This window comes from Lelliottia amnigena, assembly GCF_019047465.1.
Taxonomy (GTDB): domain Bacteria; phylum Pseudomonadota; class Gammaproteobacteria; order Enterobacterales; family Enterobacteriaceae; genus Enterobacter; species Enterobacter amnigenus.
Genome location: NZ_CP077236.1, coordinates 2,396,204 through 2,420,331, shown reverse-complemented (window position 1 = coordinate 2,420,331; position 24,128 = coordinate 2,396,204). Strand labels below are relative to the sequence as shown.

At 51.7% G+C, this 24,128-nt stretch carries 24 protein-coding genes and 3 tRNA genes; 18 read left to right on the top strand and 9 right to left on the bottom strand.

Annotated features, from left to right (window positions below; genetic code table 11):
- Positions 1 to 31 precede the first annotated feature (31 nt).
- The 4 genes from prfC to I6L74_RS11365 form a co-directional block, all read right to left on the bottom strand.
- Positions 32 to 1,621, bottom strand: a complete 1,590-nt coding sequence (gene prfC, locus I6L74_RS11380) for a peptide chain release factor 3 (RefSeq protein ID WP_059180205.1) — start codon at positions 1,619 to 1,621, stop codon at positions 32 to 34.
- 91 nt (positions 1,622 to 1,712) lie between these two features.
- A complete protein-coding gene (yjjG, locus tag I6L74_RS11375; RefSeq protein WP_059180206.1) occupies positions 1,713 to 2,390 on the bottom strand; it encodes a pyrimidine 5'-nucleotidase in 678 nt (225 codons plus the stop codon).
- Positions 2,391 to 2,404: 14 nt separating this feature from the next.
- Positions 2,405 to 2,848 carry a ribosomal protein S18-alanine N-acetyltransferase gene (rimI, locus tag I6L74_RS11370; protein WP_059180207.1) on the bottom strand — a complete coding sequence of 148 codons (444 nt, stop codon included), beginning with the start codon at positions 2,846 to 2,848 and terminating at the stop codon, positions 2,405 to 2,407.
- Positions 2,817 to 3,230: a DNA polymerase III subunit psi gene (locus I6L74_RS11365; RefSeq protein ID WP_059180208.1), complete on the bottom strand. Its 414-nt coding sequence runs from the start codon at positions 3,228 to 3,230 to the stop codon at positions 2,817 to 2,819. The genes rimI and I6L74_RS11365 overlap by 32 nt, the downstream gene beginning before the upstream one ends.
- A 102-nt stretch (positions 3,231 to 3,332) precedes the next feature.
- Between I6L74_RS11365 and rsmC the strand changes: the two genes are divergently transcribed.
- The 4 genes from rsmC (at position 3,333) to I6L74_RS11345 (ending at position 4,835) form a co-directional block, all read left to right on the top strand.
- On the top strand, positions 3,333 to 4,361 hold the full coding sequence (rsmC, locus tag I6L74_RS11360) for a 16S rRNA (guanine(1207)-N(2))-methyltransferase RsmC (RefSeq protein ID WP_059180209.1): 1,029 nt from the start codon (positions 3,333 to 3,335) through the stop codon (positions 4,359 to 4,361).
- 155 nt (positions 4,362 to 4,516) lie between these two features.
- Positions 4,517 to 4,603 (top strand) — tRNA-Leu (locus I6L74_RS11355).
- Positions 4,604 to 4,631: 28 nt separating this feature from the next.
- Positions 4,632 to 4,718: transfer RNA gene (locus I6L74_RS11350), tRNA-Leu, on the top strand.
- 30 nt (positions 4,719 to 4,748) lie between these two features.
- Positions 4,749 to 4,835 (top strand) — tRNA-Leu (locus I6L74_RS11345).
- A 40-nt stretch (positions 4,836 to 4,875) separates the two neighbouring features.
- Here the strand turns inward: I6L74_RS11345 and I6L74_RS11340 are convergent.
- Positions 4,876 to 5,145 (bottom strand): DUF1435 domain-containing protein, encoded by a 270-nt coding sequence (locus tag I6L74_RS11340; RefSeq protein ID WP_059180243.1) that lies wholly within the window; start codon positions 5,143 to 5,145, stop codon positions 4,876 to 4,878.
- A gap of 216 nt (positions 5,146 to 5,361) precedes the next feature.
- Between I6L74_RS11340 and I6L74_RS11335 the strand changes: the two genes are divergently transcribed.
- On the top strand, positions 5,362 to 6,426 hold the full coding sequence (locus tag I6L74_RS11335) for a GGDEF domain-containing protein (RefSeq protein ID WP_059180210.1): 1,065 nt from the start codon (positions 5,362 to 5,364) through the stop codon (positions 6,424 to 6,426).
- 97 nt (positions 6,427 to 6,523) lie between these two features.
- A complete protein-coding gene (gene fhuF / locus I6L74_RS11330) occupies positions 6,524 to 7,312 on the top strand; it encodes a siderophore-iron reductase FhuF (protein ID WP_059180211.1) in 789 nt (262 codons plus the stop codon).
- Positions 7,313 to 7,391: 79 nt separating this feature from the next.
- On the opposite strand, the gene I6L74_RS11325 is transcribed toward fhuF, so the two are convergent.
- Positions 7,392 to 8,735 (bottom strand): PTS sugar transporter subunit IIC, encoded by a 1,344-nt coding sequence (locus I6L74_RS11325; RefSeq protein WP_059180212.1) that lies wholly within the window; start codon positions 8,733 to 8,735, stop codon positions 7,392 to 7,394.
- 328 nt (positions 8,736 to 9,063) lie between these two features.
- Here I6L74_RS11325 and I6L74_RS11320 point away from each other — a divergent pair, with 328 nt between their 5' ends.
- Positions 9,064 to 9,522, top strand: coding sequence for a YbaK/EbsC family protein (locus I6L74_RS11320; protein ID WP_059180213.1), 459 nt, complete (start codon positions 9,064 to 9,066; stop codon positions 9,520 to 9,522).
- Between the two features lie 45 nt (positions 9,523 to 9,567).
- Here the strand turns inward: I6L74_RS11320 and bglJ are convergent, their stop codons facing one another.
- Positions 9,568 to 10,203, bottom strand: a complete 636-nt coding sequence (gene bglJ / locus I6L74_RS11315) for a DNA-binding transcriptional activator BglJ (RefSeq protein ID WP_059180214.1) — start codon at positions 10,201 to 10,203, stop codon at positions 9,568 to 9,570.
- Positions 10,204 to 10,214: 11 nt separating this feature from the next.
- The gene (locus I6L74_RS11310; RefSeq protein WP_059180215.1) at positions 10,215 to 10,937 is read right to left on the bottom strand and encodes a LuxR C-terminal-related transcriptional regulator; all 723 of its coding nucleotides are present in this window, start codon (positions 10,935 to 10,937) and stop codon (positions 10,215 to 10,217) included.
- A gap of 377 nt (positions 10,938 to 11,314) precedes the next feature.
- On the opposite strand from I6L74_RS11310, the gene I6L74_RS11305 reads away from it, so the two are divergent.
- From I6L74_RS11305 to opgB, 9 genes are all read left to right on the top strand, one after another.
- Complete coding sequence (locus tag I6L74_RS11305; protein ID WP_059180216.1) at positions 11,315 to 12,091, top strand: threonine/serine exporter family protein; 777 nt, start codon at positions 11,315 to 11,317, stop codon at positions 12,089 to 12,091.
- Positions 12,082 to 12,555 carry a threonine/serine exporter gene (locus I6L74_RS11300; protein WP_059180217.1) on the top strand — a complete coding sequence of 158 codons (474 nt, stop codon included), beginning with the start codon at positions 12,082 to 12,084 and terminating at the stop codon, positions 12,553 to 12,555. Before I6L74_RS11305 ends, I6L74_RS11300 begins: the two co-directional genes overlap by 10 nt.
- A 66-nt stretch (positions 12,556 to 12,621) precedes the next feature.
- Positions 12,622 to 13,263 (top strand): TetR family transcriptional regulator, encoded by a 642-nt coding sequence (locus tag I6L74_RS11295; protein WP_059180218.1) that lies wholly within the window; start codon positions 12,622 to 12,624, stop codon positions 13,261 to 13,263.
- A gap of 41 nt (positions 13,264 to 13,304) precedes the next feature.
- Positions 13,305 to 13,757, top strand: coding sequence for a MarR family winged helix-turn-helix transcriptional regulator (locus I6L74_RS11290; protein WP_059180219.1), 453 nt, complete (start codon positions 13,305 to 13,307; stop codon positions 13,755 to 13,757).
- 83 nt (positions 13,758 to 13,840) lie between these two features.
- On the top strand, positions 13,841 to 14,269 hold the full coding sequence (locus I6L74_RS11285) for an organic hydroperoxide resistance protein (RefSeq protein WP_012015928.1): 429 nt from the start codon (positions 13,841 to 13,843) through the stop codon (positions 14,267 to 14,269).
- Positions 14,270 to 14,394: 125 nt separating this feature from the next.
- The gene (dnaT, locus tag I6L74_RS11280) at positions 14,395 to 14,940 is read left to right on the top strand and encodes a primosomal protein DnaT (protein ID WP_059180220.1); all 546 of its coding nucleotides are present in this window, start codon (positions 14,395 to 14,397) and stop codon (positions 14,938 to 14,940) included.
- Positions 14,937 to 15,674 carry a replicative helicase loader DnaC gene (dnaC, locus tag I6L74_RS11275; protein WP_012015926.1) on the top strand — a complete coding sequence of 246 codons (738 nt, stop codon included), beginning with the start codon at positions 14,937 to 14,939 and terminating at the stop codon, positions 15,672 to 15,674. The genes dnaT and dnaC overlap by 4 nt, the downstream gene beginning before the upstream one ends.
- 84 nt (positions 15,675 to 15,758) lie before the next feature.
- Positions 15,759 to 16,241 carry a YjjA family protein gene (locus I6L74_RS11270; protein WP_059180221.1) on the top strand — a complete coding sequence of 161 codons (483 nt, stop codon included), beginning with the start codon at positions 15,759 to 15,761 and terminating at the stop codon, positions 16,239 to 16,241.
- A 271-nt stretch (positions 16,242 to 16,512) separates the two neighbouring features.
- Positions 16,513 to 18,804 (top strand): phosphatidylglycerol--membrane-oligosaccharide glycerophosphotransferase, encoded by a 2,292-nt coding sequence (gene opgB, locus I6L74_RS11265; protein WP_059180244.1) that lies wholly within the window; start codon positions 16,513 to 16,515, stop codon positions 18,802 to 18,804.
- 60 nt (positions 18,805 to 18,864) lie between these two features.
- Here the strand turns inward: opgB and tsr are convergent, their stop codons facing one another.
- Positions 18,865 to 20,529 carry a methyl-accepting chemotaxis protein gene (gene tsr, locus I6L74_RS11260; protein ID WP_059180222.1) on the bottom strand — a complete coding sequence of 555 codons (1,665 nt, stop codon included), beginning with the start codon at positions 20,527 to 20,529 and terminating at the stop codon, positions 18,865 to 18,867.
- Positions 20,530 to 20,767: 238 nt separating this feature from the next.
- Here tsr and I6L74_RS11255 point away from each other — a divergent pair, with 238 nt between their 5' ends.
- Positions 20,768 to 21,679: a helix-turn-helix transcriptional regulator gene (locus I6L74_RS11255; protein WP_059180223.1), complete on the top strand. Its 912-nt coding sequence runs from the start codon at positions 20,768 to 20,770 to the stop codon at positions 21,677 to 21,679.
- A gap of 203 nt (positions 21,680 to 21,882) precedes the next feature.
- Positions 21,883 to 24,036 (top strand): carbon starvation CstA family protein, encoded by a 2,154-nt coding sequence (locus I6L74_RS11250; protein ID WP_012015921.1) that lies wholly within the window; start codon positions 21,883 to 21,885, stop codon positions 24,034 to 24,036.
- Positions 24,037 to 24,128 lie beyond the last annotated feature (92 nt).

The window sequence follows — 24,128 nt, the reverse complement described above, 5'->3', positions numbered from 1 at the left end:
AGCGCGGCGATCGCCGCGCTCTGAGATGGGATTAGTGCTCGCGCGTTTTACGGAACTGAACGTCCGGGTAACGCTCCTGAGTGAGGTTCAGGTTAACCATGGTCGGCGCGATGTAGGTGAGGTTATCACCACCATCCAGTGCCAGCTGGATTTCATTCTTACGCTTAAATTCTTCGAATTTTTTCACGTCAGAACATTCAACCCAGCGTGCGGTGGCAACGTTCACCGATTCGTAAATCGCCTCAACGTTGTACTCGCTTTTCAGACGTGCAACGACCACGTCAAACTGAAGCACACCCACAGCGCCCACGATGAGATCGTTGTTCGAAATAGGACGGAAGACTTGCACCGCACCCTCTTCGGAGAGCTGAACCAGACCTTTCAGCAGCTGTTTTTGCTTGAGCGGATCGCGCAGGCGAATACGGCGGAACAGTTCCGGGGCGAAGTTCGGGATACCCGTAAACTTCATCATTTCGCCCTGGGTGAACGTATCGCCGATCTGGATGGTGCCGTGGTTATGCAGACCAATGATGTCGCCCGGATAGGCCTCTTCAACATGAGAACGGTCACCGGCCATGAAGGTCAACGCGTCGGAGATAACCACGTCTTTGCCGATACGCACCTGGCGCAGCTTCATGCCTTTTTCGTACTTGCCTGAGACCACACGCAGGAACGCCACGCGGTCGCGGTGTTTCGGGTCCATGTTGGCCTGAATCTTAAAGACAAAACCGGTGAACTTCTCTTCAGCAGCTTCAACCAGACGGGTGTCGGTTTTACGCGGCATCGGCTGCGGTGCCCACTCGATCAAACCGTCGAGCATATGGTCAACGCCGAAGTTACCCAGCGCAGTACCAAAGAAGACAGGCGTGATTTCACCGGCCAGGAATAGCTCGTGGTCAAATTCGTGCGACGCGCCTTTCACTAGCTCCAGCTCATCGCGCAGCTGCACCGCCAGCTCTTCGCCGACGGCCGTTTCCAGTTCAGGATTATCCAAACCTTTTACGATGCGGACTTCCTGAATGGTGTGACCTTTACCGGTCTGGTAGAGATACACTTCGTCTTTATAGAGGTGGTAAACGCCCTTAAACAGCTTGCCGCAGCCAATCGGCCAGGTGATAGGTGCGCAGGCGATTTTCAGCTCACGCTCTACTTCGTCCATCACTTCCATCGGGTCACGGATGTCACGGTCAAGTTTGTTCATAAACGTGAGGATCGGCGTGTCGCGCAGACGGGTGACTTCCATCAGCTTACGGGTACGATCTTCTACACCTTTTGCGGCGTCGATCACCATCAAACAGCAGTCAACCGCCGTCAAGGTACGGTAGGTATCTTCAGAGAAGTCTTCGTGGCCCGGGGTGTCCAGCAGGTTCACCAGGCAGTCGTGATACGGAAACTGCATCACGGACGTGGTGATCGAAATACCACGCTGCTTTTCCATCTCCATCCAGTCCGATTTCGCGTGCTGGCTTGAACCACGGCCTTTTACCGTACCGGCAGTTTGAATCGCCTGTCCGAATAAAAGCACCTTTTCGGTGATGGTCGTTTTACCGGCATCCGGGTGAGAGATAATGGCAAAAGTACGGCGCTTCGCCACCTCTTGCAGATAAGGGGACAACGTCATAATTGAATCTTCTTATTTAAGCGCGGCAGCTGGCCACGCATCATGGAATACGAAATTGCGGCTATTTTACCCATCAACGGGGGGCAGGCAATCATTGTTTACACAGGAGTTGCTCCAGTTCGTTCAATGATGTGACGGTCCAGGTCGGATGAATGCCGTCTGGTAGGGCGCGGCTGTGCGCATTAAGCCAGACAGTCGCAAGACCAGACTTCATGCCGCCCAGAATATCTGACTCAGCGGTATCGCCCACCATCAGCACGCGTTCACGATCGGGATGACCCGCTTGTTCCAGCGCATAATCAAAAATGCGCGGATCCGGTTTGGGTACGCCTACCTGCTCGGAAATAACTAATGCATCAAAATGATCGCGCAGACCGGTGCGCTCAAGGCGGATCTGCTGCAAGGCCGTAAAACCGTTGGTGATGATCCCCAGCTTCGCTTTGCCTTTCAGCGCATTCAGCAACGACACGGCACCCGGCAGCGGCGCACAGATCTCTGCCATTGCATTAAGAAAGGCCTCATTGAGCGAGCCGGGATCGACGTTCAAACGTTCCGACCAGCTTTGAAAACGCTGATGTTGAAGCTGCAACGCGGTGATGGTTCCGTTCTGGTAATCCACCCACAGCGGCTTATTCACCGCCTGATAGTCCTGAAAATCCTCAGCGGTAAAGGTAACGCTATAATCCAAAAACATCCGCTGTAGACCACCAAACGAATCAAACGTAAACAGCGTTTCGTCGGCGTCAAAGAAAATCCAGTCCCATTTCATCGTTACAACCTTTTTTATCCAATCGGCAGAGCCATGATGATGGCGTCTTCGCGCCCGTCTGCAGTGGGGTAATAATTACGGCGAATCGTCGCCTCGTTAAAGCCTAAACTTTCGTAGAGCGCAATGGCGGCGGCGTTAGACGCGCGCACCTCAAGCCAAAGCGTGAAAACGTCTCGCGCTTCCAGCTCGCGAATCAAAAATTCAAGCAGCTCTCTGCCCAAACCTCGGCGCTGAAATGCCGGATCGACAGCGATATTAAACAGCGTTGCCTCATCCAGAACGACCTGCGTAATGGCAAACGCAGCCATCTCGCCGTCAACATCCAGGCGGAAATTGAGATAACGCTCGCCCTGATTGCTGGCAAAGGTTTTTTCGCTCCACGGGAAAGCGTGGGCGCGTGTTTCAATCGCGAACGCCGATGCGAGATCAGTCGTCGTGAGGGAAGAAATCGTGTTCATATTCGCAGATTTGTTGCCATAGAGCGCTTCGCGCTGCTGGGTTTGCTTTTAGTTCTTCCAGGGCTGGCGAAGAGAGTCTGCCGCCACGAAGCGTAAGGACATCTTCAACGCCTAACTGCCAGAAATTACAGTGGCTTTCGGCGGGTAACATGGCGACACGATCGGGCGTGAGCTGCAACACCTGATCATGGCTCACCTTCAGGGTGCGCAGCACATCATTGATCAGCGTTTCATTCAATGCAGGCAACGCCTCTGCCACCATAACCAGACGAACATGTGCAGGAATTGAGATAGCAATTTCGCCCTGCAACGCCGTCGGGCGACGCAGGGCCCACTGGGTAATACCCAGTTGCTGTAACTGCCAGTCTCGTCGGGATGTCATAGAGAAAACTCCTGTCTGTCAGGCGCGCAAATATAGCAAATATGTCGTATCTGCGCCATCAACCAACTATACTCGCCGCCATAGTTTATTGAGGAACAATTCATGTCTGCATTTACCCCGGCAAGTGAAGTCTTGCTGCGCCACAGTGATGATTTCGAACAAAGCCGTATTCTTTTTGCCGGAGATATGCAGGATGACCTGCCTGGCCGTTTTGAGTGTGCCGCGAGCCGCGCCCATACTCAGCAATTCCACCACTGGCAGCTTTTGAGCCGTCAGATGGAAGACCGCGTACGCTTCAGCCTGGTGGCAGAGCAAAGCGATGTCGCCGACTGTGACACCCTGATTTACTACTGGCCGAAGAACAAGCCAGAAGCTCAGTTCCAGCTGATGAACCTGCTTTCTATGCTGCCGGTGGGCTGCGATATTTTTGTCGTGGGTGAAAACCGCAGCGGCGTGCGTAGCGCAGAGCCTATGCTGGCGGAATACGCGACGCTGAACAAAATTGACAGCGCGCGTCGCTGTGGTCTGTACCACGGTCGCCTGGATAAACAGCCGACCTTTGATGCGGAAAAATACTGGGGCGAGTATCAGCTCGATGGTCTGACGATCAAAACCCTCCCAGGCGTATTCAGCCGTGACGGTCTGGACGTGGGCAGTCAACTGCTGCTTTCCACTTTCACGCCACACACCAAAGGGAAAGTGCTGGATGTGGGCTGTGGCGCTGGTGTGCTCTCCGCCGTGCTGGCAAGTCATTCACCGAAAGTCCGCTTAACCTTAAGCGATGTAAGTGCCCCTGCTGTTGAAGCGAGCCGCGCGACCCTCGCCGCTAACGGGCTGGAAGGTGACGTTTTCGCCAGCAACGTATTCTCTGAAGTCACTGGCCGCTTTGATATCATCATCTCTAACCCACCGTTCCACGATGGTATGGAGACTAGCCTTGAAGCCGCACAGACGTTGATTCGTGGTGCCGTCCGCCACCTTGGCAGCGGCGGTGAACTGCGTATCGTTGCAAACGCCTTCCTGCCTTATCCTAAGCTTCTGGATGAGATTTTCGGCTTCCACGAAGTGTTGGCGCAGACCGGTCGGTTTAAGGTTTACCGTACCGTCATGACGCGTCAGGCGAAAAAGTAATCGCCATCAGCCCGGTAGCGTAACGTCTGCCGGGCGACGTAAATGTCCATTTTTGCAGCAAATAAAACACCCTACACAATTTTCTATTGACGAAAAGCTGAAAACATCTAGAATGCGCCTCCGTGGTTGCAATACTTTTTAAGTATTGATGGTATGCGACGGTGGCGGAATTGGTAGACGCGCTAGCTTCAGGTGTTAGTGTCTTTACGGACGTGGGGGTTCAAGTCCCCCCCCTCGCACCAAAAACCATGTAGATATTGTTCTCACCGGGCGACGGTGGCGGAATTGGTAGACGCGCTAGCTTCAGGTGTTAGTGTTCTTACGGACGTGGGGGTTCAAGTCCCCCCCCTCGCACCAACGAGGCAATATCAAAAATAAGATAACAGTGCGAAGGTGGCGGAATTGGTAGACGCGCTAGCTTCAGGTGTTAGTGTTCTTACGGACGTGGGGGTTCAAGTCCCCCTCTTCGCACCACTTATCTTATCTCCTTCCTGATTTCTCTCTGCTTTCTCAATCATTTTAAACTCATCGTTATTACCAGCATTGCACCAATCAGCGCGACACATGACGGCAACAGCACAAAGTGGCGTAATTGCTTATGCCAAATCATTGCTGACGTGATCAGTAAGCCCGAGACAATAATCATTTTCCAGACGTCCAGTGAGAGATCGGCAAAGGTCAGTCCAGCAATCAGTAGACCCGGCAGCAACACACCCCATCCACTTCCCAGCGCTTTACTCAACATGGTTTGCCCTCTCAACACGATAATGATAACCAATATCATATGATAGGTTTTCGCATTTGTCAGTCTATGTCGCAACAATCTCATCACCTTTACCTTTCCTGTAATGACAGGAAATGAGGAAGGTGATAAATTGCACACCTGTTAACTACACGTAACTATTTCCTGATTATTAAGTCCCTGATTATTTCTCAGTTTTACATTCAAATCGGCTGCCATTATTTTGATTTAATTAAGAATTAATAAAAACATACCGACATGACATCACAATCCTGGCGCTCATTACGCCACAAGAAATATCAGTTATCGTTACGTTTATTTTTATTCCTGAACGCCGTTTCAGCACTTTTTACTCTGCTGAACCCGCTGTACAACGTGCGTATGCTCACGCTCCCTGTCGTGTTAATTTTTACGCTCAGTGTGGCATTGCTTATCTGGCATTGGAGAAATAAAACCAGGAAGATCAATATTTCAGTGATTTCCCTGACCTTTGGTGGAATATGGGCATGGCATATTGCCTATAAATTTACGCTGGTCACGGAAGATCCTTTTACCTTTCTTTTATTGGGCTTATTAAGCGTTCTATTTATTGGCTCTCTGGCCTTCGCGAGTGATATAAAAGCATTTACGCTCCATTCGCTGCCGACTTTTGTCGTTTGCATGTGGTTTAGCCAGCATGAACACTGGCTGCGGGTCATTTACTCTCTCGCTCTCCCGATGGTTGGGATTGCCATCCATCACGTTATTCAAAAACGTAACGACCGCTTTGCACAACAGCTGTTGTATCGGCTCCTTGAGGAGCGTGAAACGCTGAACGACCTGAGTATGATGGACCCGCTGACAGGTTTGTATAATCGACGTGGGTTGCATAACCGCCTGGAAAATCTTCCGACGCTGGAGCAGGGAGAGCATTTCGTCCTGCTGCTGGATATTGATCATTTCAAGGCCTACAACGATCACTATGGCCATATGATGGGCGATCAGGCGCTGATTCGGGTTTCCGCCGCCATTCGTGATGCCGTTCGTTCGCGAGATATTGTTGCGCGCTTTGGCGGTGAAGAATTTATGGTGCTGTTAACCAGCGTTACCCTCGATCAGGCACGCCAGACCGCGGAACGTATTCGCCAGAAAGTGTACGACCTCAAGATCCCGCACATGTTTAACGAGAGCGTGGCAACCAATGTCACTATCAGTATCGGTATCGCTATTTTTGAGGGCGAAGATATCGAAGGTGCGCTCGGCAAAGCGGATAAAGCGCTGTACGAAGCCAAACACCAAGGGCGCAACAATATCCTTATAAGCCCTGAGCTTCTTGCCGAATAAACTCCATCCCCCTTGTACTGACAAAAGACTTGCGATCGGTTTTATCTATAGCTAGGATTGGCAATCATTATCATTTAGATTCCTATCCTATTCCGATATGGCTACTCATTCCGCACAAGTCGTTGATCCCATCATCTGGCGAGCCCGTCTTACCAGCGGGAGCACTGCGCTTGCGGATTCCATACGGGATACGATCACAGAAAACCGTGCCTACCTGCTCGATTTCATCAAATTCGATGAGCCACACCCGCATCAGGCAATGACACTGTCGCAATGGCAACGCCCGTCCGAGATGCAATCCCTGCTCGCGGCGTACTCCAACCATATTTATCGAAATGAACCCACTCTTGCGCGGGAAAATAAACCGTTACTTTCCCTGTGGGCGCAGTGGTATATCGGTTTGATGGTGCCACCGCTCATGCAGGCTTTGCTCACTCAGGATATTGCTCTGGATTTATCCCCGGAGCATTTCCACGTCGAGTTCCACGAGACGGGCCGAGCAGCGTGTTTCTGGATTGATGTTCATGAGGATCGCGTCGCGACGTTGCAATCGCCGCAGGAACGAATGGAAACGCTGCTAAAGCAAGCGCTTATTCCCGTCGTTGACGCGCTGGAAAAAACGGGTGAGATCAACGGAAAACTCATCTGGAGCAATACCGGCTATTTGATTCACTGGTATCTGAATGAAATGAAACCTTTACTGGGCGATGAAACCCTCGACACGCTACGCCAGTCCTGCTTCTTTGCAAAGCAGCTGTCAGATGGACGGGATAATCCTTTGTTCCGCACCGTCGTTCCACGCAATGGACTGTTGGTCCGCCGAACTTGCTGTCAGCGCTATCGCCTGCCAGATGTACAGCAGTGCGGCGACTGCACGCTGAAATAGGGCGTACATTGCGACGCGTTCTCCCAGAAGAATAGGACAAAACACAAAACGGCAACCTCGGTTGCCGTTTTGCTTTTCACTACGCCACCTGCTGACTCTCTTCCTCTGCACGTAATGCTTCCTCTGCTTCCTGCTGCAAAAGTTGCTTCTCATACACTTTGAAGAATGGGTAATAAATAATCCCCGAGACTAACGCGAGCAGTATTACCAGAAGTGCTGCACGGAAATCCCAACCTAACGCCCACGCTGCGCCCACTGGTGCAGGTGCGGTCCATGGTACAACGGAAATAACGCGACCAATAAGATCCAGCTTCATGGCTGCCCATGCAAGCACGGCGTTAACCATGGGTGCCAGCAGGAATGGAATAAAGAACACCGGGTTCATTACAATCGGCGTACCAAAAATTACCGGTTCGTTGATATTGAAAATACTTGGCACGACGCTCAGACGACCAATAGAACGCAGATGCGCAGAACGACTGCGCAAGTAACACAAGACCAGCCCCATTGTCGCGCCCGAGCCGCCAATGACGATGAAGAATGTCCAGAACGCTTCCATGAAAATATGCGGCAGTGGCGCGCTTTGCGCCAGCGCAGACTGGTTCATGCCAAGATTGGTCAGCCAGAACATTTGCAGCATCCCGGAGACAATCGCCGCACCGTGTATCCCGGCAAACCACAGTAAATGCGCGATCAGTACCGCCAGCAGAATGGCCGGCAGAGAATCGGCTGCGGAAACCAACGGTTTGAAGATAGACATGATGGCTTGCGGAATGAGCATATCAAACTGAGACTGGATAAAGAGGCTCAGCGGGTAAAGCGTGAGGACGACAACCAGCACAGGAATCAGAAGATCAAATGAGTTTTTGATCATCGGCGGAACCTGATCCGGAAGACGGATGCCAATATTATGCGCTTTCAGGAAGCGCATCATTTCGACGCAATAGATCGCCACCAGAATCGCTGTAAAAATCCCGGTCCCGCCCAGGCTATCAACCGGCATGGCCCCTTTTGTTTTTGGCGCTGCAACCAGTAAAAACGCCATTAAGGACAGCATCGCGCACATAAATGGGTCAAGCTGATGCGACTTAACGTAGTGCTTGCCCAGGTTATAAGCGATCGCCGCACAGATGTAGATGGACATAATGCCCATGGTCATATCAAACGGGGTGAGGATTTGCCCTTCAAACTGCTTCGCCATATCCAGCCACGCGCGCGCAAAGCCCCAGGTGGTGTCAGGTGAGAAAGGCGGGTAAGCAAAGACTAATAAGAATGAACCGACAATCATGAATGGCATCGCAGAAATAAATCCATCGCGGATGGCCATCACATGACGCTGGGAGGAGATCCGCCCGGCAATGGGACTGACATAGTTTTCGACAAATCGGAATATCAAATTAAACGCAGCATGGTTGGCAGACATAATGGTTCTCCTGTCAGATGATCAGTTCCGACGCAGACGCGTCATACGGTGTTCCATACATCATTTTTCACCACCTTGCTGGGTCATGAACCAGCGGCACAACAGGGACTGATTGTTTCATGATTGACTCTTATTATTGGATACAGGGGACGTTACACAGTCAGTATTAATCTCTCTTTCTCGCTCTGCAACCGGTTACTGTAACCGGTTTCCGTGATTGTGAAGGCGATCCAGAAATCGGGTGTCAGGGATATTTGTTACTTAAGAGATATTTACAGAGCATAATTTCTTATGACAGATTACGCAGGATAATTGTCAGGAGATAACAATGAGTTTGCAGTCCGTACAGCAATTTTTTGCTGACAATGCCCCCGATATTGATGTCATTGAGTTGAGCCAGAGCACAGCAACCGTTGCGTTGGCTGCCGCCGCCCATCACGTTGAGCCGGGGCAAATAGCCAAAACGTTATCGCTCAAAGTCAAAAATGAGGTGATTCTTGTCGTGGCGAAAGGTGATGCGCGCCTGGATAACAAAAAGCTGAAAGACACCTTTGGCGCAAAAGCGCGAATGCTCAGCAGCGATGAAGTGGTGACATTAACCGGGCATCCAGTTGGGGGTGTCTGCCCATTTGGGCTAGAAAATCCGCTGTCTGTTTTTTGTGACATCTCGCTCAAGCAATACGACGAAGTCCTGCCCGCGGCAGGGTCAATCCACAGCGCCGTGCGCATCAAGCCTGAACGAATGGCGGAACTCACGTCGGCTAAATGGGTTGATGTTTGCATTTAAACCGTTGCGCCAGGGATCTGGCGCAGGGGGGCCTTCGGTTTTGCACTATGAGTAAAATGGCGCAACCCATAAGGCGAACCGCGGCTTAACCTTCGGTAGATTCCTGAGAATGTCGGCGGCATCGAGAAGCCCAACATCAGAATTCACGCCCAGTTTTAGCATCGCGTTGTATTTATGCGCACGGATAGTTTTGATATTGCGCTCTAGCTGTACTGCAATTTCGGGGATGGAAAGACCCGACGACATGTAGCGCAAAACCGTCCGTTCCGTTGGACTTAACATCCTGGCGTGGCACCCATGCCAGTGGGTAAACGCATTGCTGTTAACTTCTCCCGTTTCACCCAGCAGAGCAATGAGCTGCCTTCGAAGATCGACCAGTGATGACGATTTGCTAATAATCCCGTGAAGGAGAGAGGGCGAAAGTTGGGCGATCAATCTGGCCTCAACCTCATCTCCCGCCAGGATAATGCGTTGTATAGCACCGTGTTTAAACGCAAGTTCGCGCATACAAACCAGACAATTTCGTCGCTCTTCGCGGGCGTCAGAAAGCGAATAGATCACCGAGAAAAAAGGAATATGCGAAAGGGCAGTATTAAAACTCTCAAAATTATTAAACAGATGCAATTGGTATTGGCGAAATGAGGCCATCATAAAAAGATGCGCCAGCCCAACAGCACTCATATTACAGGGATCTACGACAGCAATGTGTCTTCCTGCGGTATTTTTTTCCATTCCTTTGGTTCTCCATAGGCTGAAATTAAGTTTAACTCTCTCATTCCTTGTGAACTGTTGATCCATGCGTACATTTCAGCGTTGCCATGCAACGACAATCGGCGCATCGCACTATTTTTCTGAGCACTGATCGTCTTGTTACTTTTATTCAGTAAGGACGCGATTTGATTAATACCCCAACCTTTACCCAGAAGACGTAATACCTGACGCTCGGAAAGCGTCAACGTCACGGAAGGCTCATGCGCTTTATCAACTACCTGTGGCTCAGGAAGCAACAAGGCCTGACTTATCCGCTCAGCACGCTCGCGCCCTGCACTGAGGGCATCGATCACACCTTCAACTGGCCCCATATCCGACAGGAGCGTGCTCTCGGGACACATCAGCAACTCAATCGCCAGGGGGTACAGAGGCCGGGAGATTAAAAATACCCAGTGAATACCTTTATATTGACTCATTAATAAATAATATTGTTCTAGCGCCCCACGCGGATTAACGTATTCGCCAGAGATATCAGCAATGATGACGGCCGATCTTTTTACCTGCAAGCTTGTTAGTTCGTCTTGCGTTCGACAATAGGTCGTTTCATATTCAGGAAAATGCCTTGCCATCATGCATCCCAACCCCATTTGCACCATGGGGATTTTACTAATCACTATTGCAAATTTGCCCTTGACCGATGACATAGATTCTCCGATTCCTTTCTTCATCTATTATAAAGATATTTAAAGTCCAATTTGAGATATGATAAGGATATTTACCCCGAAATTACAACAGATATTATTTTACAAAGCACTTAATTATCATGACGACCTTAAACTGAATAGTAATATAGTACAAAAAATATATAACTTAATAGCATGGACATGAAATATTAAACAACAGTGGCTAATTAAGAAATTTTATATATAGACTTTTATTATTCACAAAATATATAAAATCTGTTTTACTCCTGTAACTGATTGCACAAATGTTGATCTGACTCAGAGCCAGAGCGCCCGTGGTTTGTGCTAAAAATAGGCATTCCAGACAATCTGGCAGTTCTCATATTTCAGGGTTTCAAATGCAGGCAGATCAGTCGTCACAACGCGCCATCACGCGACTCTGTATTCAGTGCGGTCTATTTCTATTGCAACATGGCGCGGAAAGTGCGCTGGTCGAAGAGCTCTCCACACGGCTAGGACTGGCACTCGGGATGGACAACGTCGAGAGTTCCATCTCTTCAAATGCTATTGTGCTAACCACCATTAAAGATGGGCAGTGCCTCACCTCAACGCGTAAAAATCAGGATCGCGGCATTAATATGCACGTGGTGACGGAAGTTCAGCACATTGTGATCATGGCTGAGCATAAGCTACTGGATCGGGATACCGTCGAAAAACGTTTTCATCAGATCAAACCGCTGCGTTATCCACGCTGGTTAGTGGTCGTGATGGTGGGCCTTTCCTGCGCCTGCTTTTGCAAACTCAATAACGGCGGCTGGGACGGTGCCGTCGTAACATTTTTCGCCAGCGCTATCGCGATGTACGTTCGACAGCTCCTCACCCAGCGACATATGCATCCACAAATTAACTTTTGTATCGCCGCGTTTGTGGCCACGACCGTCTCCGGTTTACTGTTACGCCTGCCCACGTTTGCCAACACGCCAACCATCGCAATGGCGGCCAGCGTGTTGCTTCTGGTGCCCGGATTTCCGTTGATTAACTCGGTCGCAGACATGTTCAAAGGGCATATCAATACGGGCCTGGCACGCTGGGCGATTGCAAGTTTACTCACCCTCGCCACCTGCATTGGCGTGGTAATGGCAATGACGCTGTGGGGGCTGCGCGGATGGGCATAATCGAGTTTCTGTTTGCACTGGCGCAAGATATGGCTTTGTCCGCCATTCCCGCCGTGGGGTTTGCCATGGTTTTCAATGTGCCGCATCGCGCCCTTCCCTGGTGTGCACTCTTGGGGGCCATCGGTCACGGGTCGCGGATGGTGATGATGACGGCCGGGTTTAACATCGAATGGTCAACGTTCATGGCCTCCATGCTGGTCGGCTGCATCGGAATTCAGTGGTCACGCTGGTATCTGGCGCATCCAAAAGTCTTTACTGTTGCAGCGGTGATCCCCATGTTCCCCGGCATTTCGGCTTATACCGCGATGATCTCGGCGGTTAAAATTAGCCATTTTGGCTACAGCGAACCGCAAATGATCCTTTTGCTGAGCAACTTCCTGAAAGCGTCATCGATTGTCGGCGCGCTCTCCATTGGCCTGTCGATCCCGGGTTTGTGGCTGTACCGCAAGCGCCCACGTGTATGAGATTTGTGTTATCGCGCTGCCATGGTGATAATCCCTGCATTCTGTTTGGCAAGGTAAGGAGAGGAAGTGGCTAACCCTGGCAGCGAATTCCCCGATCACAATGACGATTCCAGTTTGAAGGACAAAATTTTTCAAAGCGCGATCGCCCTGTTTGCTGAATACGGGCTGAACGGTGCGCGCATGGAACAAATTGCCGAGAAAGCCGGTACCACCAAGCGCATGGTGGTCTATCACTATAAAACCAAAGAAAATCTTTATCTTATGGCGCTTGAGTATGTTTATACCCAGATACGCGCCAGTGAAAAACAGCTCAGTCTGGCGGGCTTACCGCCCGTTGAAGCGCTGGTGCATTTGGTCGAAGCGACATTTGATTATCACGCCGATCATCCCGATTACATCCGAATTATTTGTATGGAAAACATGCAGCGCGGTCGCTTCATGCAGCAGTCCAGCTATTTGCGTCAGGTCAACCGCAGCGCGCTGGATTTACTCGACGCGATCCTGCGTCGCGGCAAAGAAAAACAGCTTTTTAATCAAACCGTTGATGCCCGTGATTTACACCGCCTGATCAGCAGTTTCAGTTTTCACTACGTCGCCAACAGTTACACCTTCACGCTGCTGTTTGAAGACGGTGCTGATGAACAGGCACAACGTCAGCACTATCGCAAAATGGCCGTTCAGGTCGCCCTGCGCTACACCTGCCCATAAAATCGCTTGCAATTAAATCGTGCACTATTTATATTGAACTCATGAAGACGAAAACGACCGACACCAACGCTGCGCTGTTGCTGGATAACCAGCTCTGTTTTGCCCTTTACTCGGCAAACCTGGCGCTCAATAAGCTGTACCGGCAACTGCTGGCGCCGCTTAACCTGACCTACCCCCAGTATCTGGTGATGCTGATTTTGTGGGAGCGGGATGACATCACGGTGTCGGAAATTGGCGAACGTCTGTTTTTGGATTCGGCAACGCTTACCCCGCTGCTGAAGCGACTGGAAAGCGCCGGTTTGATTGTACGCCAACGCTCACGCCAGGATGAACGCCAGGTTGCAGTTACGCTGAGTGATGAAGGCCGCGCACTGCAACAGCAGGCGCAGGATATTCCTCAGGCCGTTGGATGCGCCGCGCAATGTGATACTGAAACCCTGCTCGCACTCAAGCAACAGCTTGAACAACTGCGCCAGCAACTCCATCGCGCCTGAAGCTATAGTTAATACGTATTGATTTAATCATATATATCGCACGCTATTTAATAGCACACATAAAGTAAGATGAGGAATCTGCCATGTCTTTAGAAAAAGTTGTTTATACCGCCAAAGCCAAAGCCACCGGAGGCCGTGATGGCCGTGCGACCTCTTCTGACGGCGTTCTTGACGTCAAACTGGGCGTACCAAAAGAGATGGGCGGCATGGGGGGTGAAGTTACTAACCCAGAGCAGCTGTTTGCTGCGGGCTACTCTGCCTGCTTCCTGGGCGCGATGAAGTTCGTCTCTAACCGCGACAAAATTGCCCTGCCAAAAGACGCCTTTATCGAAGGTGAAGTGGGTATCGGGCCACTGCCAACCGGTTTTGGTATCGAAGCCAAACTGAATATTCACGTTGAAGGCATGGATCCAGCTGAAGCCAAAAAACTGGTTGATGCGGCACACATCGTTTGTCCATACTCCAACGCGACCCGTGGCAATATCGACGTCACACTGAATATCATCGCGTAATTCTGGTTCGCTACCCTCTCCTCTCTGGAGAGGGTAAAAGCCCCGCACGATCCCCTGCTTCGCCCTTCTTCTCTGTGCTACCATAAGCCCATATCACGCCCGCAGTCATCCAGTAGAGAAAGTGTATGTCCTCCAGAATTTTGACCACCAGCGTCGCTGGAATTGATGCTTTTATGCGCGATCCCCGCGGCGTCCTGAATAATGCCGAAGGCGGAACTATCGCCGTATTTGCCGACAATGCGCCGGCTTTTTACGCGATCACCCCCGATCGTCTGGCCCAGCTTTTGGAAATCGAGGCGCGTCTGTCGCGCCCGGCGAGCGACGTTGCTCTGGACACACAATTCTTTGAAGAACCCGCCCTTTCCCCTATTGCCATCCCGATGGGGAAATTCGCCATGTACGCAGGCTGGCAGCCTGATGCTGATTTCCAGCGGCTGGCAGGTCTGTGGGGCATCGCGCTCGCGCAGCCTGTGACGCCTGAAGAACTGGCCGCATTCGTGGCTTACTGGCAGGCAGAAGGCAAAGTGTTTCATCATGTGCAGTGGCAGCAAAAGTTAGCCCGCAGCGTGCAGATGAATCGCGCCAGCAACGGCGGGCAGCCAAAACGCGATATCAATGCCTTTTCCCAACCGGATTCACAGATCCCACACGGATTCCGAGGTGCTAAATGAAAAATGTCGGCGAGCTAATGAAGCGTCTGCAAAAAATGATGCCAGCCAATGTGAAGCCCGCCTTTACCACCGGCGAAGAACTGCTGGCCTGGCAGAAAGAACAGGGTGAGATTCGCGCTGCGGCACTGGCTCGCGAGAACCGCGCGATGAAAATGCAACGGACGTTTAACCGCTCCGGTATTCGTCCGCTTCACCAGAACTGTTCGTTCGATAACTACAAAGTGGAATCACAGGGGCAAATGAACGCCCTGAATTTATCGCGTCAGTATGTGGACGAGTTTGACGGCAACATCGCTAGCTTTATCTTTTGCGGTAAGCCAGGTACCGGCAAAAACCATCTTGCAGCGGCCATTTGCAACGAACTGCTGCTGCGCGGCAAATCGGTATTAATCATCACCGTCGCAGATATCATGTCGGCCATGAAAGACACCTTCACCAATCGCGAAACCACGGAAGAACAACTGCTTAATGATTTAAGCAATGTCGACTTGCTGGTCATTGACGAAATCGGCGTTCAAACGGAATCTCGCTATGAGAAAGTGATCATTAATCAGATCGTCGATCGCCGCTCCTCATCCAAGCGCCCTACCGGCATGCTGACCAACCACAATATCGACGAAATGACCCGTCTGTTGGGCGAGCGCGTGATGGATCGCATGAAGCTCGGTAATAGTCTGTACGTGATTTTTGACTGGGAAAGCTTCCGCAGTCGCGTGACAGGCAAAGAGTATTAAGACATTTCCAGGAATGGCGCACCTTTCAGCAGTATATACTGGTGCCCGTTCCTGCCCAATCTGGGCCCTTCTCGAGTCAATATCATGAAAAAAAATCGTCTTCTCAGCACCGCTTTCTGCGTCGTTTTGCTCGCTGGCACCGCACACGCCGCCTCATGGCAGGACTCGTTATCCAGCGCAGCCAACGAGCTGACCAAAGGCAGCAGCGCTGAAAGTGGTGGCCTGTCGGCGTCATCTCTCACCAGCCTGTTAGGTAACAGCAATCAGAGCCTGAGCGCAGGCACCATGAACAATGCTGCGGGTATTCTCGGCTATTGTGCAAAAGAGAAACTGGCATCGGTGACGGATACCCAGAACATCAAAAACCAGGTTCTGGGCAAACTGGGCATGGATACGCAAGAGCAGAAAAAAGACACGAACTACATGGACGGTATCCAGGGCCTGCTCAATGCGCAGAACGGCCAGCAGCTAAATCTGAGCACCCTGGGTGACTCTGCGCTGGCGAAAAAGGTGAAAACCAAAGCCTGCGATCTGGTGCTAAAACAAGGCGTTAATTTCCTCTCCTGATCCATCCCATTTTCTGCCACAACACGCCGTGTTTGCCAGGTTATCCTTGCGCCGCGGCGTCAGAGTCGGATTTTGCTTACTTGCCAGCGTCTCCTTCCCCTCATAGCGGGATGCGACGGCGTTCAAAATTTCCAATTTCTAAACCAAATCCTAACAACAGCACAATTTAGTGACACTAAAATTGCAGCTGTGTGACTTCGCTATTAAATTGGTTTCCCAAAAAGTCATCGGCTGGCCAGCAAAAAGACTGGCGCTATTGAGGATAATGCTGTTGTCAGAGTTTATATCCCTTACCCTTTTCCTGGCTTCCATTGGCATTTATGCGTGGAAAGCGGGCCGCAATACCTGGTGGTTTGTTGCCACGCTTCTGGTATTGGGCATTTTTATCGTTTTGAACATTACCCTGTACGCCAGCGATTATTTTACCGGTGATGGCATCAATGACGCCGTACTTTACACGCTCACCAATAGCCTGACGGGCGCAGGTGTGAGTAAGTACATACTACCAGGCGTAGGTGTCGCTGTGGCGCTGGTTGCGGTGTTTGGGGCGCTTGGGTGGATCCTTCGCCGTCGCCGTCACCATCCGCACCATGTGGGTTACAGTCTGCTGGCATTGATGCTGGCGCTTGGGTCGGTCGATGCCAGCCCGGCGTTTCATCAGGTGACCGAGCTGGTAAAATCCCAGTCGCGCGATGGCGACCCGGATTTCACCGCCTATTACAAAGAGCCCGCCAAAACCATTCCCAATCCAAAACTCAACCTGGTGTATATCTACGGCGAAAGTCTTGAGCGCACCTATTTTGATAACGATGCGTTCCCAAACCTGACGCCAGATCTCGGTGCACTTAAAAACGAAGGGCTGGACTTTAGCCATACCGCGCAACTGCCTGGTACGGATTACACCATTGCCGGCATGGTTGCGTCTCAGTGCGGTATTCCACTGTTTGCACCGTTCGAAGGCAACGCCTCCGCGTCGATGTCGAGTTTCTTCCCGCAGAATATTTGTCTGGGCGATATTCTGAAAAACTCCGGCTACGAAAACTACTTTATGCAGGGCGCAAATCTGCGTTTCGCTGGCAAAGACGTGTTCCTGAAATCCCACGGATTCGAACATCTCTATGGCGCTGAAGAGTTAAAAACCACCGTTGCTGACCCTACTTATCGCAATGACTGGGGGTTTTACGATGACACGGTGCTGGACGAAACCTGGAAAAAATTTGAAGAGCTATCTCAATCCGGTAAGCGCTTTTCTCTGTTTGCGCTGACGGTCGATACGCACCATCCGGACGGTTTTATTTCACGCACCTGCCAGCGCAAACGCTACGACATCAATGGAAAAGCGAATCAGTCATTCAGCGCCGTGACCTGTAGCCAGGAACATATCGCCGCCTTAATCAATAAAATCAAAGCATCGCCGTACTTTAAAAATACGGTGGTCGTGGTCTCTTCCGACCATCTGGCGATGAAAAACAGCGCATGGGATGCGCTGAACAAACAGGACCGCAGCAATTTATTCTTCGTCCTGCGCGGCGACCAGCCTCAGCAGGATGTCATTGCCACCAAACGGAATACCATGGATAACGGTGCCACGGTGCTGGACATCATGGGCGGCGACAACTTTATCGGGCTGGGGCGCAGTACTCTTTCCGGACAGTCGCTGTCAGAAGTGTTCCTGAACATGAAAGAAAAAATTCTGGCGTGGAAGCCGGACGTGATCCGCCTGTGGAATTTCCCGAAAGAAATGAAAGATTTCACCATCGACCAGCAGAAAAACATGATTGCGTTTTCAGGCAGCCAGTTCCGTCTGCCGCTGCTGCTGCGCGTCTCGGACAGCCGCGTCGAACCGCTGCCAGAAAGCGAATATTCTGCCCCGCTGCGCTTCCAGCTCGCTGACTTCGCCCCGCGTGATAACTTTGTCTGGGTCGACCGCTGCTACAAAATGGGCCAGCTCTGGTCACAGCCGCTGTCTCTCTCGACGGACTGGTGCGTATCCCAGGGTCAGTTAGGCGGTCAGCAGACGGTACAGCATGTCGATAAAGCGCAGTGGAAAGGCAAAACGGCGTTTAAAGATACGGTGATCGATACCGATCGCTACAAACGTAACGTCGATCTGCTCAAAGTGGTTGATAACGACATTCGCTACAAAGCAGACAGCTTCGTGTTTAACGTGGCCGGTGCGCCGGAAGAGGTGAAGCAGTTTAGCGGGATTTCTCGCCCTGAGTCGTGGGGACGCTGGTCAAACGCCCAGCTTGGCGACGAAGTTAAAATCGAATATGCCGAGCCGCTGCCCGAGAAATTCGATCTGGTGATCACCGCGAAAGCGTTTGGTCCGAATGCCAATAAACCCATTCCGGTGCGTATTGGCGATACAGAACAGATGCTGACGCTTGGCAATGACGTCACTACCACTACGCTGCATTTCGACAACCCATCGCGCAGCCGTACCGTTGTGATTATCCCGCCGGAGCCGCAATCGACTAACGAAGGCAATATCCTTGGGCATTCACCGCGTAAACTGGGGATTGGAATGGTCGAAATGAAAGTTGTGCGTAGCGACGGCTAGCGTTAATAAGAAAGCATGAGAAAGGAAAAGCGCCCTGCCTGAACAGGGCGCTTTTTTATATCAGAAGGTTTCCCAGTTTTCACCAGACGTGGTTGCCGCAGCTTTACGTGCTTTCACCGAGGCGACTGGCGTTTTAAGACCCGTCTGTTCACGCGATTTCATCTGATCCTGTTGAATACGGAACACCGCAACCGCCTGGGTCAGACGACTCGCCTGCTCTTCCAGTGCCGCAGCCGCAGCCGCAGATTCTTCGACCAGCGAGGCGTTCTGCTGAGTCACACGATCCATCTCAGCAACGGCCAGACCCACCTGGTCGATACCGCGGCTCTGCTCATCAGAGGCAGAGGCGATTTCGCCCATGATATCGGTCACGCGGGTGACCGCATTGACGATTTCACCCATCGTTTCACCGGCGCTTTCTACCAGCGTAGAGCCCAGTTCAACGCGACCCACTGAATCTTCGATCAGGCTCTTGATTTCACGAGCTGCCTGGGCGCTACGCTGTGCCAGATTACGCACTTCGCCAGCAACCACCGCAAACCCACGACCCTGCTCACCCGCACGTGCCGCTTCAACCGCAGCGTTCAGTGCCAGAATGTTGGTCTGGAAAGCGATTCCGTCGATCACGCTGATGATATCAGCAATCTTCTGCGAACTGCCGGCGATGTCACGCATGGTTTGCACCACGTTATCCACCACTTTTCCGCCTTTCTGCGCAGTCTCAGACGCGCTCAGCGCCAGATTGCTCGCCTGACGGGCGTTTTCGGCGTTCTGCTTCACGGTGGCGGTCAGCTGTTCCATGCTGGCAGCGGTCTCTTCCAGAGAAGCGGCTTGCTGCTCAGTACGAGAAGAGAGATCGTTGTTACCGACAGAGATTTCGCTGGCCCCGCTGTAAATCGCATTCGCGCCGTTACGCACATCACCCACAGTACTCACCAGCTCGCTCTGCATATGACGCAGAGTGTCGGCCAGCTGTCCCATTTCGTTAGTGCCTTCGACATCAATACGCTTCACCAAATCACCGCTGGCGATATGACGAATGCTGTCGATCAGACGGTTCAGCGGAGAGATAAGAGACTGCTTAATGCCCAGCCAGACGCTAACAATCACCACCAGCACGGCGATCAGCACGCTAATCAGCACCCAGATAGCCTGAGTGTAAGAGCTATTGCTGTCTGCGACGGCGGCTTCGTAGAGATGGTCGTTCTGCTGCAGATAATTCACATATTCTTTTTCGAAACCGTCCTGATAGCTCTGCGTCGGTTGATCGAAGAAGTCATTGATTTTACCCGCACCCAAAAGCTGGATCAGCTCGGCCAGCGCACCGTGATAAATATCGTAGTTACGCTTGATTTCCTGAGCAGCAGCATCGCTCTGACGCGGATCGCGCGGCAGGGCCTCGTAGTCGGCCCAGTTTTTTTCCGCCTGCTTCAGGGAAGTCGACGCAATCTGCATCAGATCGTTCACGGTTGCACCGCTACCGATATTGCTCTGATCCATCATGTAACGGATACCCGCGCGGTTCAGGGTATTACGTGTTTGCAGCAATGCAACCCAGCTGCCGTTAAGCGTGGACTGTTGCTGGCGAATAGTTTGAAGAACAGTGAAGTTTTCTTTGTCATGCTTCAGGGCATTAAAGAAAAGACCACCGGATGTCAGTTGTAAAAGGCCGAATATAGCCAAGACCAGCAACAAGCTGGTGACAATCTTGATACGATTTAACATGTTTTCTCTTTCCATCAGACAGATAACAGAATTTTCGGCCTGGATAGTGAAAACTTTAAGGAAATCGTGTTGATGATTTGCGTGACTACACGTCATTTCGCAAAAAAATATTAATGTTTATCCTAAATTGGGCCGTTATATATCCATAAGATAAATTTTTGCTTTGTGGCACTGACATATTCTGTCAGTGCCATTGGCATAATTCAGACCTTTTCATGTCAATAAACGGGAATAAATTATGACAACTCCTGCCCGGAGTCGCTCTGCTGAACGGCTCGTCGATATTCTTATGGAGCTGCATATAAACGGTGTTGTTCACCGCAGCGACCTGATGCAAAAATTTAAAATTACCGAACGAACGGTATATCGCGACCTGAATGCGCTCTCTCCAATTGTCCAGCACGCCGGTAACGGTCAATATCGTTTGATTCACGCCACACCAAGTTCTCGCGGCCAGGGGTTGCACAACGCCGTGGCTAACCTTCTGAATGCGGATAGTTTTTTTCCAGACAGAGGAGCGGCGTTCTGGCAGAACCTGGAAACGCGCGTGGAAGAGAACCATATTCTCATCCTCAACAATGATGCAGAACATACGGTACAAAAGGATATTCGCCTCTATCTGACGGCTATCGAGAAATCGATTAAAAACCGCAATGTTTGCCAGATGACATATAAAGACAAAACGCGATTGGTAAATCCCTACAAATTAATTAACAAAAAAAATATATGGTATTTACAAGCCACCGAAAATGGCAGGTTAAAATCATTTTCGTTGAGCCAAATAAGCTGGTTTGATATTCAGAAAGAGAGTTTTATTCTGGATCCGGACACGCAGGAATTACTGGAAAAAAATCTCGACCCCTGGGTCAGTGAAGAGACTTTCGAGGTGAAAATATTTACCAATAAGAATATCTCCCACTACTTTAAGCGCCGCGATTTGCTGCCTGAGCAAGAAATCGTGGCGGAAAGCCATGACGGGATCACTATCCACTGCCAGGCGGCGCATGAGAACCAGATCCTGCCGCTGATCTTCTACTGGCTGCCCAATATTCAGGTCTTAGAGCCTGAGTGGCTGCGGGTGAAGCTCTTCGAGACGCTCGACGGTTACCTGTCGACCGCCCACGCTGAATCACTGGAAGAAACACTGTGATCTCAATCACATAATACTGACCACTGGCGGCGAGACTTAACCACTCGCCCCTCGCTTTGACCGCTTAACGCCCGCAAACAACCACTCACCGATTTACCTTCCTTTACACGTGCGCAGATCTGGCAAGATCGTCTCAGCATTAATCAATACGTCCTCACAACGAACTCTGACCCCTTTTTACAGTTAAAAAACCAGGTCTAACTATGGATACTAAAAAACTTCTCAAGCACGTACCCTGGGCACTCCTCGGGATCCTCGGTGCGTTCTGTTTGGCCGTTGTTGCATTACGTCGGGGCGAACACGTCAGTGCCCTGTGGATCGTAGTTGCATCGGTCTCTGTCTATCTGGTCGCGTACCGCTATTACAGCTTGTACATCGCGCAAAAGGTCATGAAGCTTGACCCGACGCGTGCCACACCGGCGGTCATTAACAATGACGGCCTGAACTACGTTCCCACCAACCGCTATGTGCTGTTTGGTCACCACTTTGCCGCGATTGCCGGTGCGGGCCCGTTAGTCGGACCGGTGCTTGCCGCGCAGATGGGTTACTTGCCGGGCACGTTATGGCTGCTCGCAGGCGTTGTGCTGGCGGGTGCGGTGCAGGACTTCATGGTGCTGTTCATCTCGACGCGCCGTAACGGTGCTTCGCTGGGTGAGATGATCAAAGAAGAGATGGGCCGCGTGCCGGGCACCATTGCCCTGTTCGGCTGCTTCCTCATCATGATTATCATCCTCGCAGTGCTGGCGTTGATCGTCGTGAAAGCGCTGGCGGAAAGCCCGTGGGGCGTCTTCACCGTCTGTTCAACCGTACCGATTGCGCTGTTCATGGGTATCTACATGCGCTTCCTGCGTCCAGGACGCGTCGGCGAAGTGTCGGTCATTGGGATTGTCCTGCTGGTCGCCTCCATTTACTTCGGCGGTATTATTGCGCACGACCCGTACTGGGGCCCGGCGCTGACCTTTAAAGACACCACCATTACCTTTGCCCTGATTGGCTACGCGTTTATCTCCGCGCTGCTGCCGGTCTGGCTGATTCTGGCACCGCGCGATTACCTCGCGACGTTCCTGAAAATCGGCGTGATCGTGGGCCTGGCGATTGGCATCGTGATCATCAACCCGGAACTGAAAATGCCTGCGGTCACGCAGTACATCGACGGCACCGGGCCGCTGTGGAAAGGCGCGATGTTCCCGTTCCTGTTCATTACCATCGCCTGCGGTGCGGTGTCTGGTTTCCACGCGCTGATCGCTTCCGGCACCACGCCGAAGCTGATGGCCAACGAAACCGACGCACGCTTCATTGGTTATGGCGCGATGCTGATGGAATCCTTCGTGGCGATCATGGCGCTGGTGGCAGCGTCTATCATCGAACCGGGTCTGTATTTCGCGATGAACACGCCGCCAGCGGGCCTCGGCATCACCATGCCAAACCTGCATGAGATGGGCGGTGACAACGCCGCGCTGATCATGGCGCAGTTGAAAGACGTTAGCGCCCACGCGGCCGCGACCGTCAGCTCCTGGGGCTTTGTGATCTCGCCTGAGCAGATCATGCAGACCGCGAAAGATATCGGTGAACCGTCCATCCTGAACCGCGCCGGTGGCGCACCTACGCTTGCCGTCGGTATCGCACACGTGTTCCACAAAGTACTGCCGTGGGCGGATATGGGCTTCTGGTATCACTTCGGGATCCTGTTTGAAGCGCTGTTCATCCTGACCGCGCTGGACGCCGGTACCCGTGCGGGCCGCTTTATGCTGCAAGACTTGCTCGGTAACTTCGTGCCGTTCCTGAAGAAAACCGACTCTCTGGTCGCCGGTGTTCTGGGTACAGCGGGCTGCGTAGGCTTGTGGGGTTACCTGCTGTATCAAGGTGTTGTGGATCCGCTGGGCGGCGTGAAGAGCCTGTGGCCACTGTTCGGCATCTCTAACCAGATGCTGGCGGCAGTTGCCCTGGTGCTGGGCACGGTTGTTCTGGTGAAAATGAAACGCACCAAATACATCTGGGTGACCGTGGTTCCAGCCATGTGGCTGCTGCTTTGCACCACCTGGGCGCTGGGTCTGAAACTGTTCAGCACCAACCCGCAGCTGGAAGGCTTCCTGTATATGGCTAACCAGTACAAAGAGAAAATCGCGGCGGGCAGCGGTGACCTCACGGCTCAACAGATTGCCAACATGAATCATATCGTGGTGAACAACTACACCAACGCCGGTCTGAGCATTCTGTTCCTGGTCGTGGTTTACAGCATCATCTTCTACGGCATCAAAACCTGGATGAAAGTGCGTAACGCTGACGGCCGTACGGATAAAGAAACCCCGTACGTTCCGGTGCCAGAAGGTGGCGTGAAAACCTCTTCACACCACTGATCCGACACCCTCCCCTCTTCTTTTTGGAGAGGGTTGGGGTAAGGGGAAACATCGCCCGGCAGCCCCTGCCGGGCTTTTTCTATCTGGAAGGT

What these genes read in the sequence shown, in the direction of transcription:
- I6L74_RS11305 (WP_059180216.1), top strand. Translation starts at nt 11,315, where the DNA reads ATGCAGGCAGATCAGTCGTCACAACGCGCCATCACGCGACTCTGTATT.
- I6L74_RS11300 (WP_059180217.1), top strand. Translation starts at nt 12,082, where the DNA reads ATGGGCATAATCGAGTTTCTGTTTGCACTGGCGCAAGATATGGCTTTG.
- I6L74_RS11255 (WP_059180223.1), top strand. Translation starts at nt 20,768, where the DNA reads ATGACAACTCCTGCCCGGAGTCGCTCTGCTGAACGGCTCGTCGATATT.
- fhuF (WP_059180211.1), top strand. Translation starts at nt 6,524, where the DNA reads ATGGCTACTCATTCCGCACAAGTCGTTGATCCCATCATCTGGCGAGCC.
- tsr (WP_059180222.1), bottom strand. Translation starts at nt 20,529, where the DNA reads ATGTTAAATCGTATCAAGATTGTCACCAGCTTGTTGCTGGTCTTGGCT.
- I6L74_RS11335 (WP_059180210.1), top strand. Translation starts at nt 5,362, where the DNA reads ATGACATCACAATCCTGGCGCTCATTACGCCACAAGAAATATCAGTTA.
- bglJ (WP_059180214.1), bottom strand. Translation starts at nt 10,203, where the DNA reads ATGAGTGCTGTTGGGCTGGCGCATCTTTTTATGATGGCCTCATTTCGC.
- prfC (WP_059180205.1), bottom strand. Translation starts at nt 1,621, where the DNA reads ATGACGTTGTCCCCTTATCTGCAAGAGGTGGCGAAGCGCCGTACTTTT.
- dnaC (WP_012015926.1), top strand. Translation starts at nt 14,937, where the DNA reads ATGAAAAATGTCGGCGAGCTAATGAAGCGTCTGCAAAAAATGATGCCA.
- I6L74_RS11325 (WP_059180212.1), bottom strand. Translation starts at nt 8,735, where the DNA reads ATGTCTGCCAACCATGCTGCGTTTAATTTGATATTCCGATTTGTCGAA.
- I6L74_RS11290 (WP_059180219.1), top strand. Translation starts at nt 13,305, where the DNA reads ATGAAGACGAAAACGACCGACACCAACGCTGCGCTGTTGCTGGATAAC.
- I6L74_RS11270 (WP_059180221.1), top strand. Translation starts at nt 15,759, where the DNA reads ATGAAAAAAAATCGTCTTCTCAGCACCGCTTTCTGCGTCGTTTTGCTC.
- I6L74_RS11340 (WP_059180243.1), bottom strand. Translation starts at nt 5,145, where the DNA reads ATGATATTGGTTATCATTATCGTGTTGAGAGGGCAAACCATGTTGAGT.
- rimI (WP_059180207.1), bottom strand. Translation starts at nt 2,848, where the DNA reads ATGAACACGATTTCTTCCCTCACGACGACTGATCTCGCATCGGCGTTC.
- I6L74_RS11285 (WP_012015928.1), top strand. Translation starts at nt 13,841, where the DNA reads ATGTCTTTAGAAAAAGTTGTTTATACCGCCAAAGCCAAAGCCACCGGA.
- I6L74_RS11310 (WP_059180215.1), bottom strand. Translation starts at nt 10,937, where the DNA reads ATGTCATCGGTCAAGGGCAAATTTGCAATAGTGATTAGTAAAATCCCC.
- I6L74_RS11365 (WP_059180208.1), bottom strand. Translation starts at nt 3,230, where the DNA reads ATGACATCCCGACGAGACTGGCAGTTACAGCAACTGGGTATTACCCAG.
- yjjG (WP_059180206.1), bottom strand. Translation starts at nt 2,390, where the DNA reads ATGAAATGGGACTGGATTTTCTTTGACGCCGACGAAACGCTGTTTACG.
- I6L74_RS11320 (WP_059180213.1), top strand. Translation starts at nt 9,064, where the DNA reads ATGAGTTTGCAGTCCGTACAGCAATTTTTTGCTGACAATGCCCCCGAT.
- I6L74_RS11250 (WP_012015921.1), top strand. Translation starts at nt 21,883, where the DNA reads ATGGATACTAAAAAACTTCTCAAGCACGTACCCTGGGCACTCCTCGGG.
- dnaT (WP_059180220.1), top strand. Translation starts at nt 14,395, where the DNA reads ATGTCCTCCAGAATTTTGACCACCAGCGTCGCTGGAATTGATGCTTTT.
- rsmC (WP_059180209.1), top strand. Translation starts at nt 3,333, where the DNA reads ATGTCTGCATTTACCCCGGCAAGTGAAGTCTTGCTGCGCCACAGTGAT.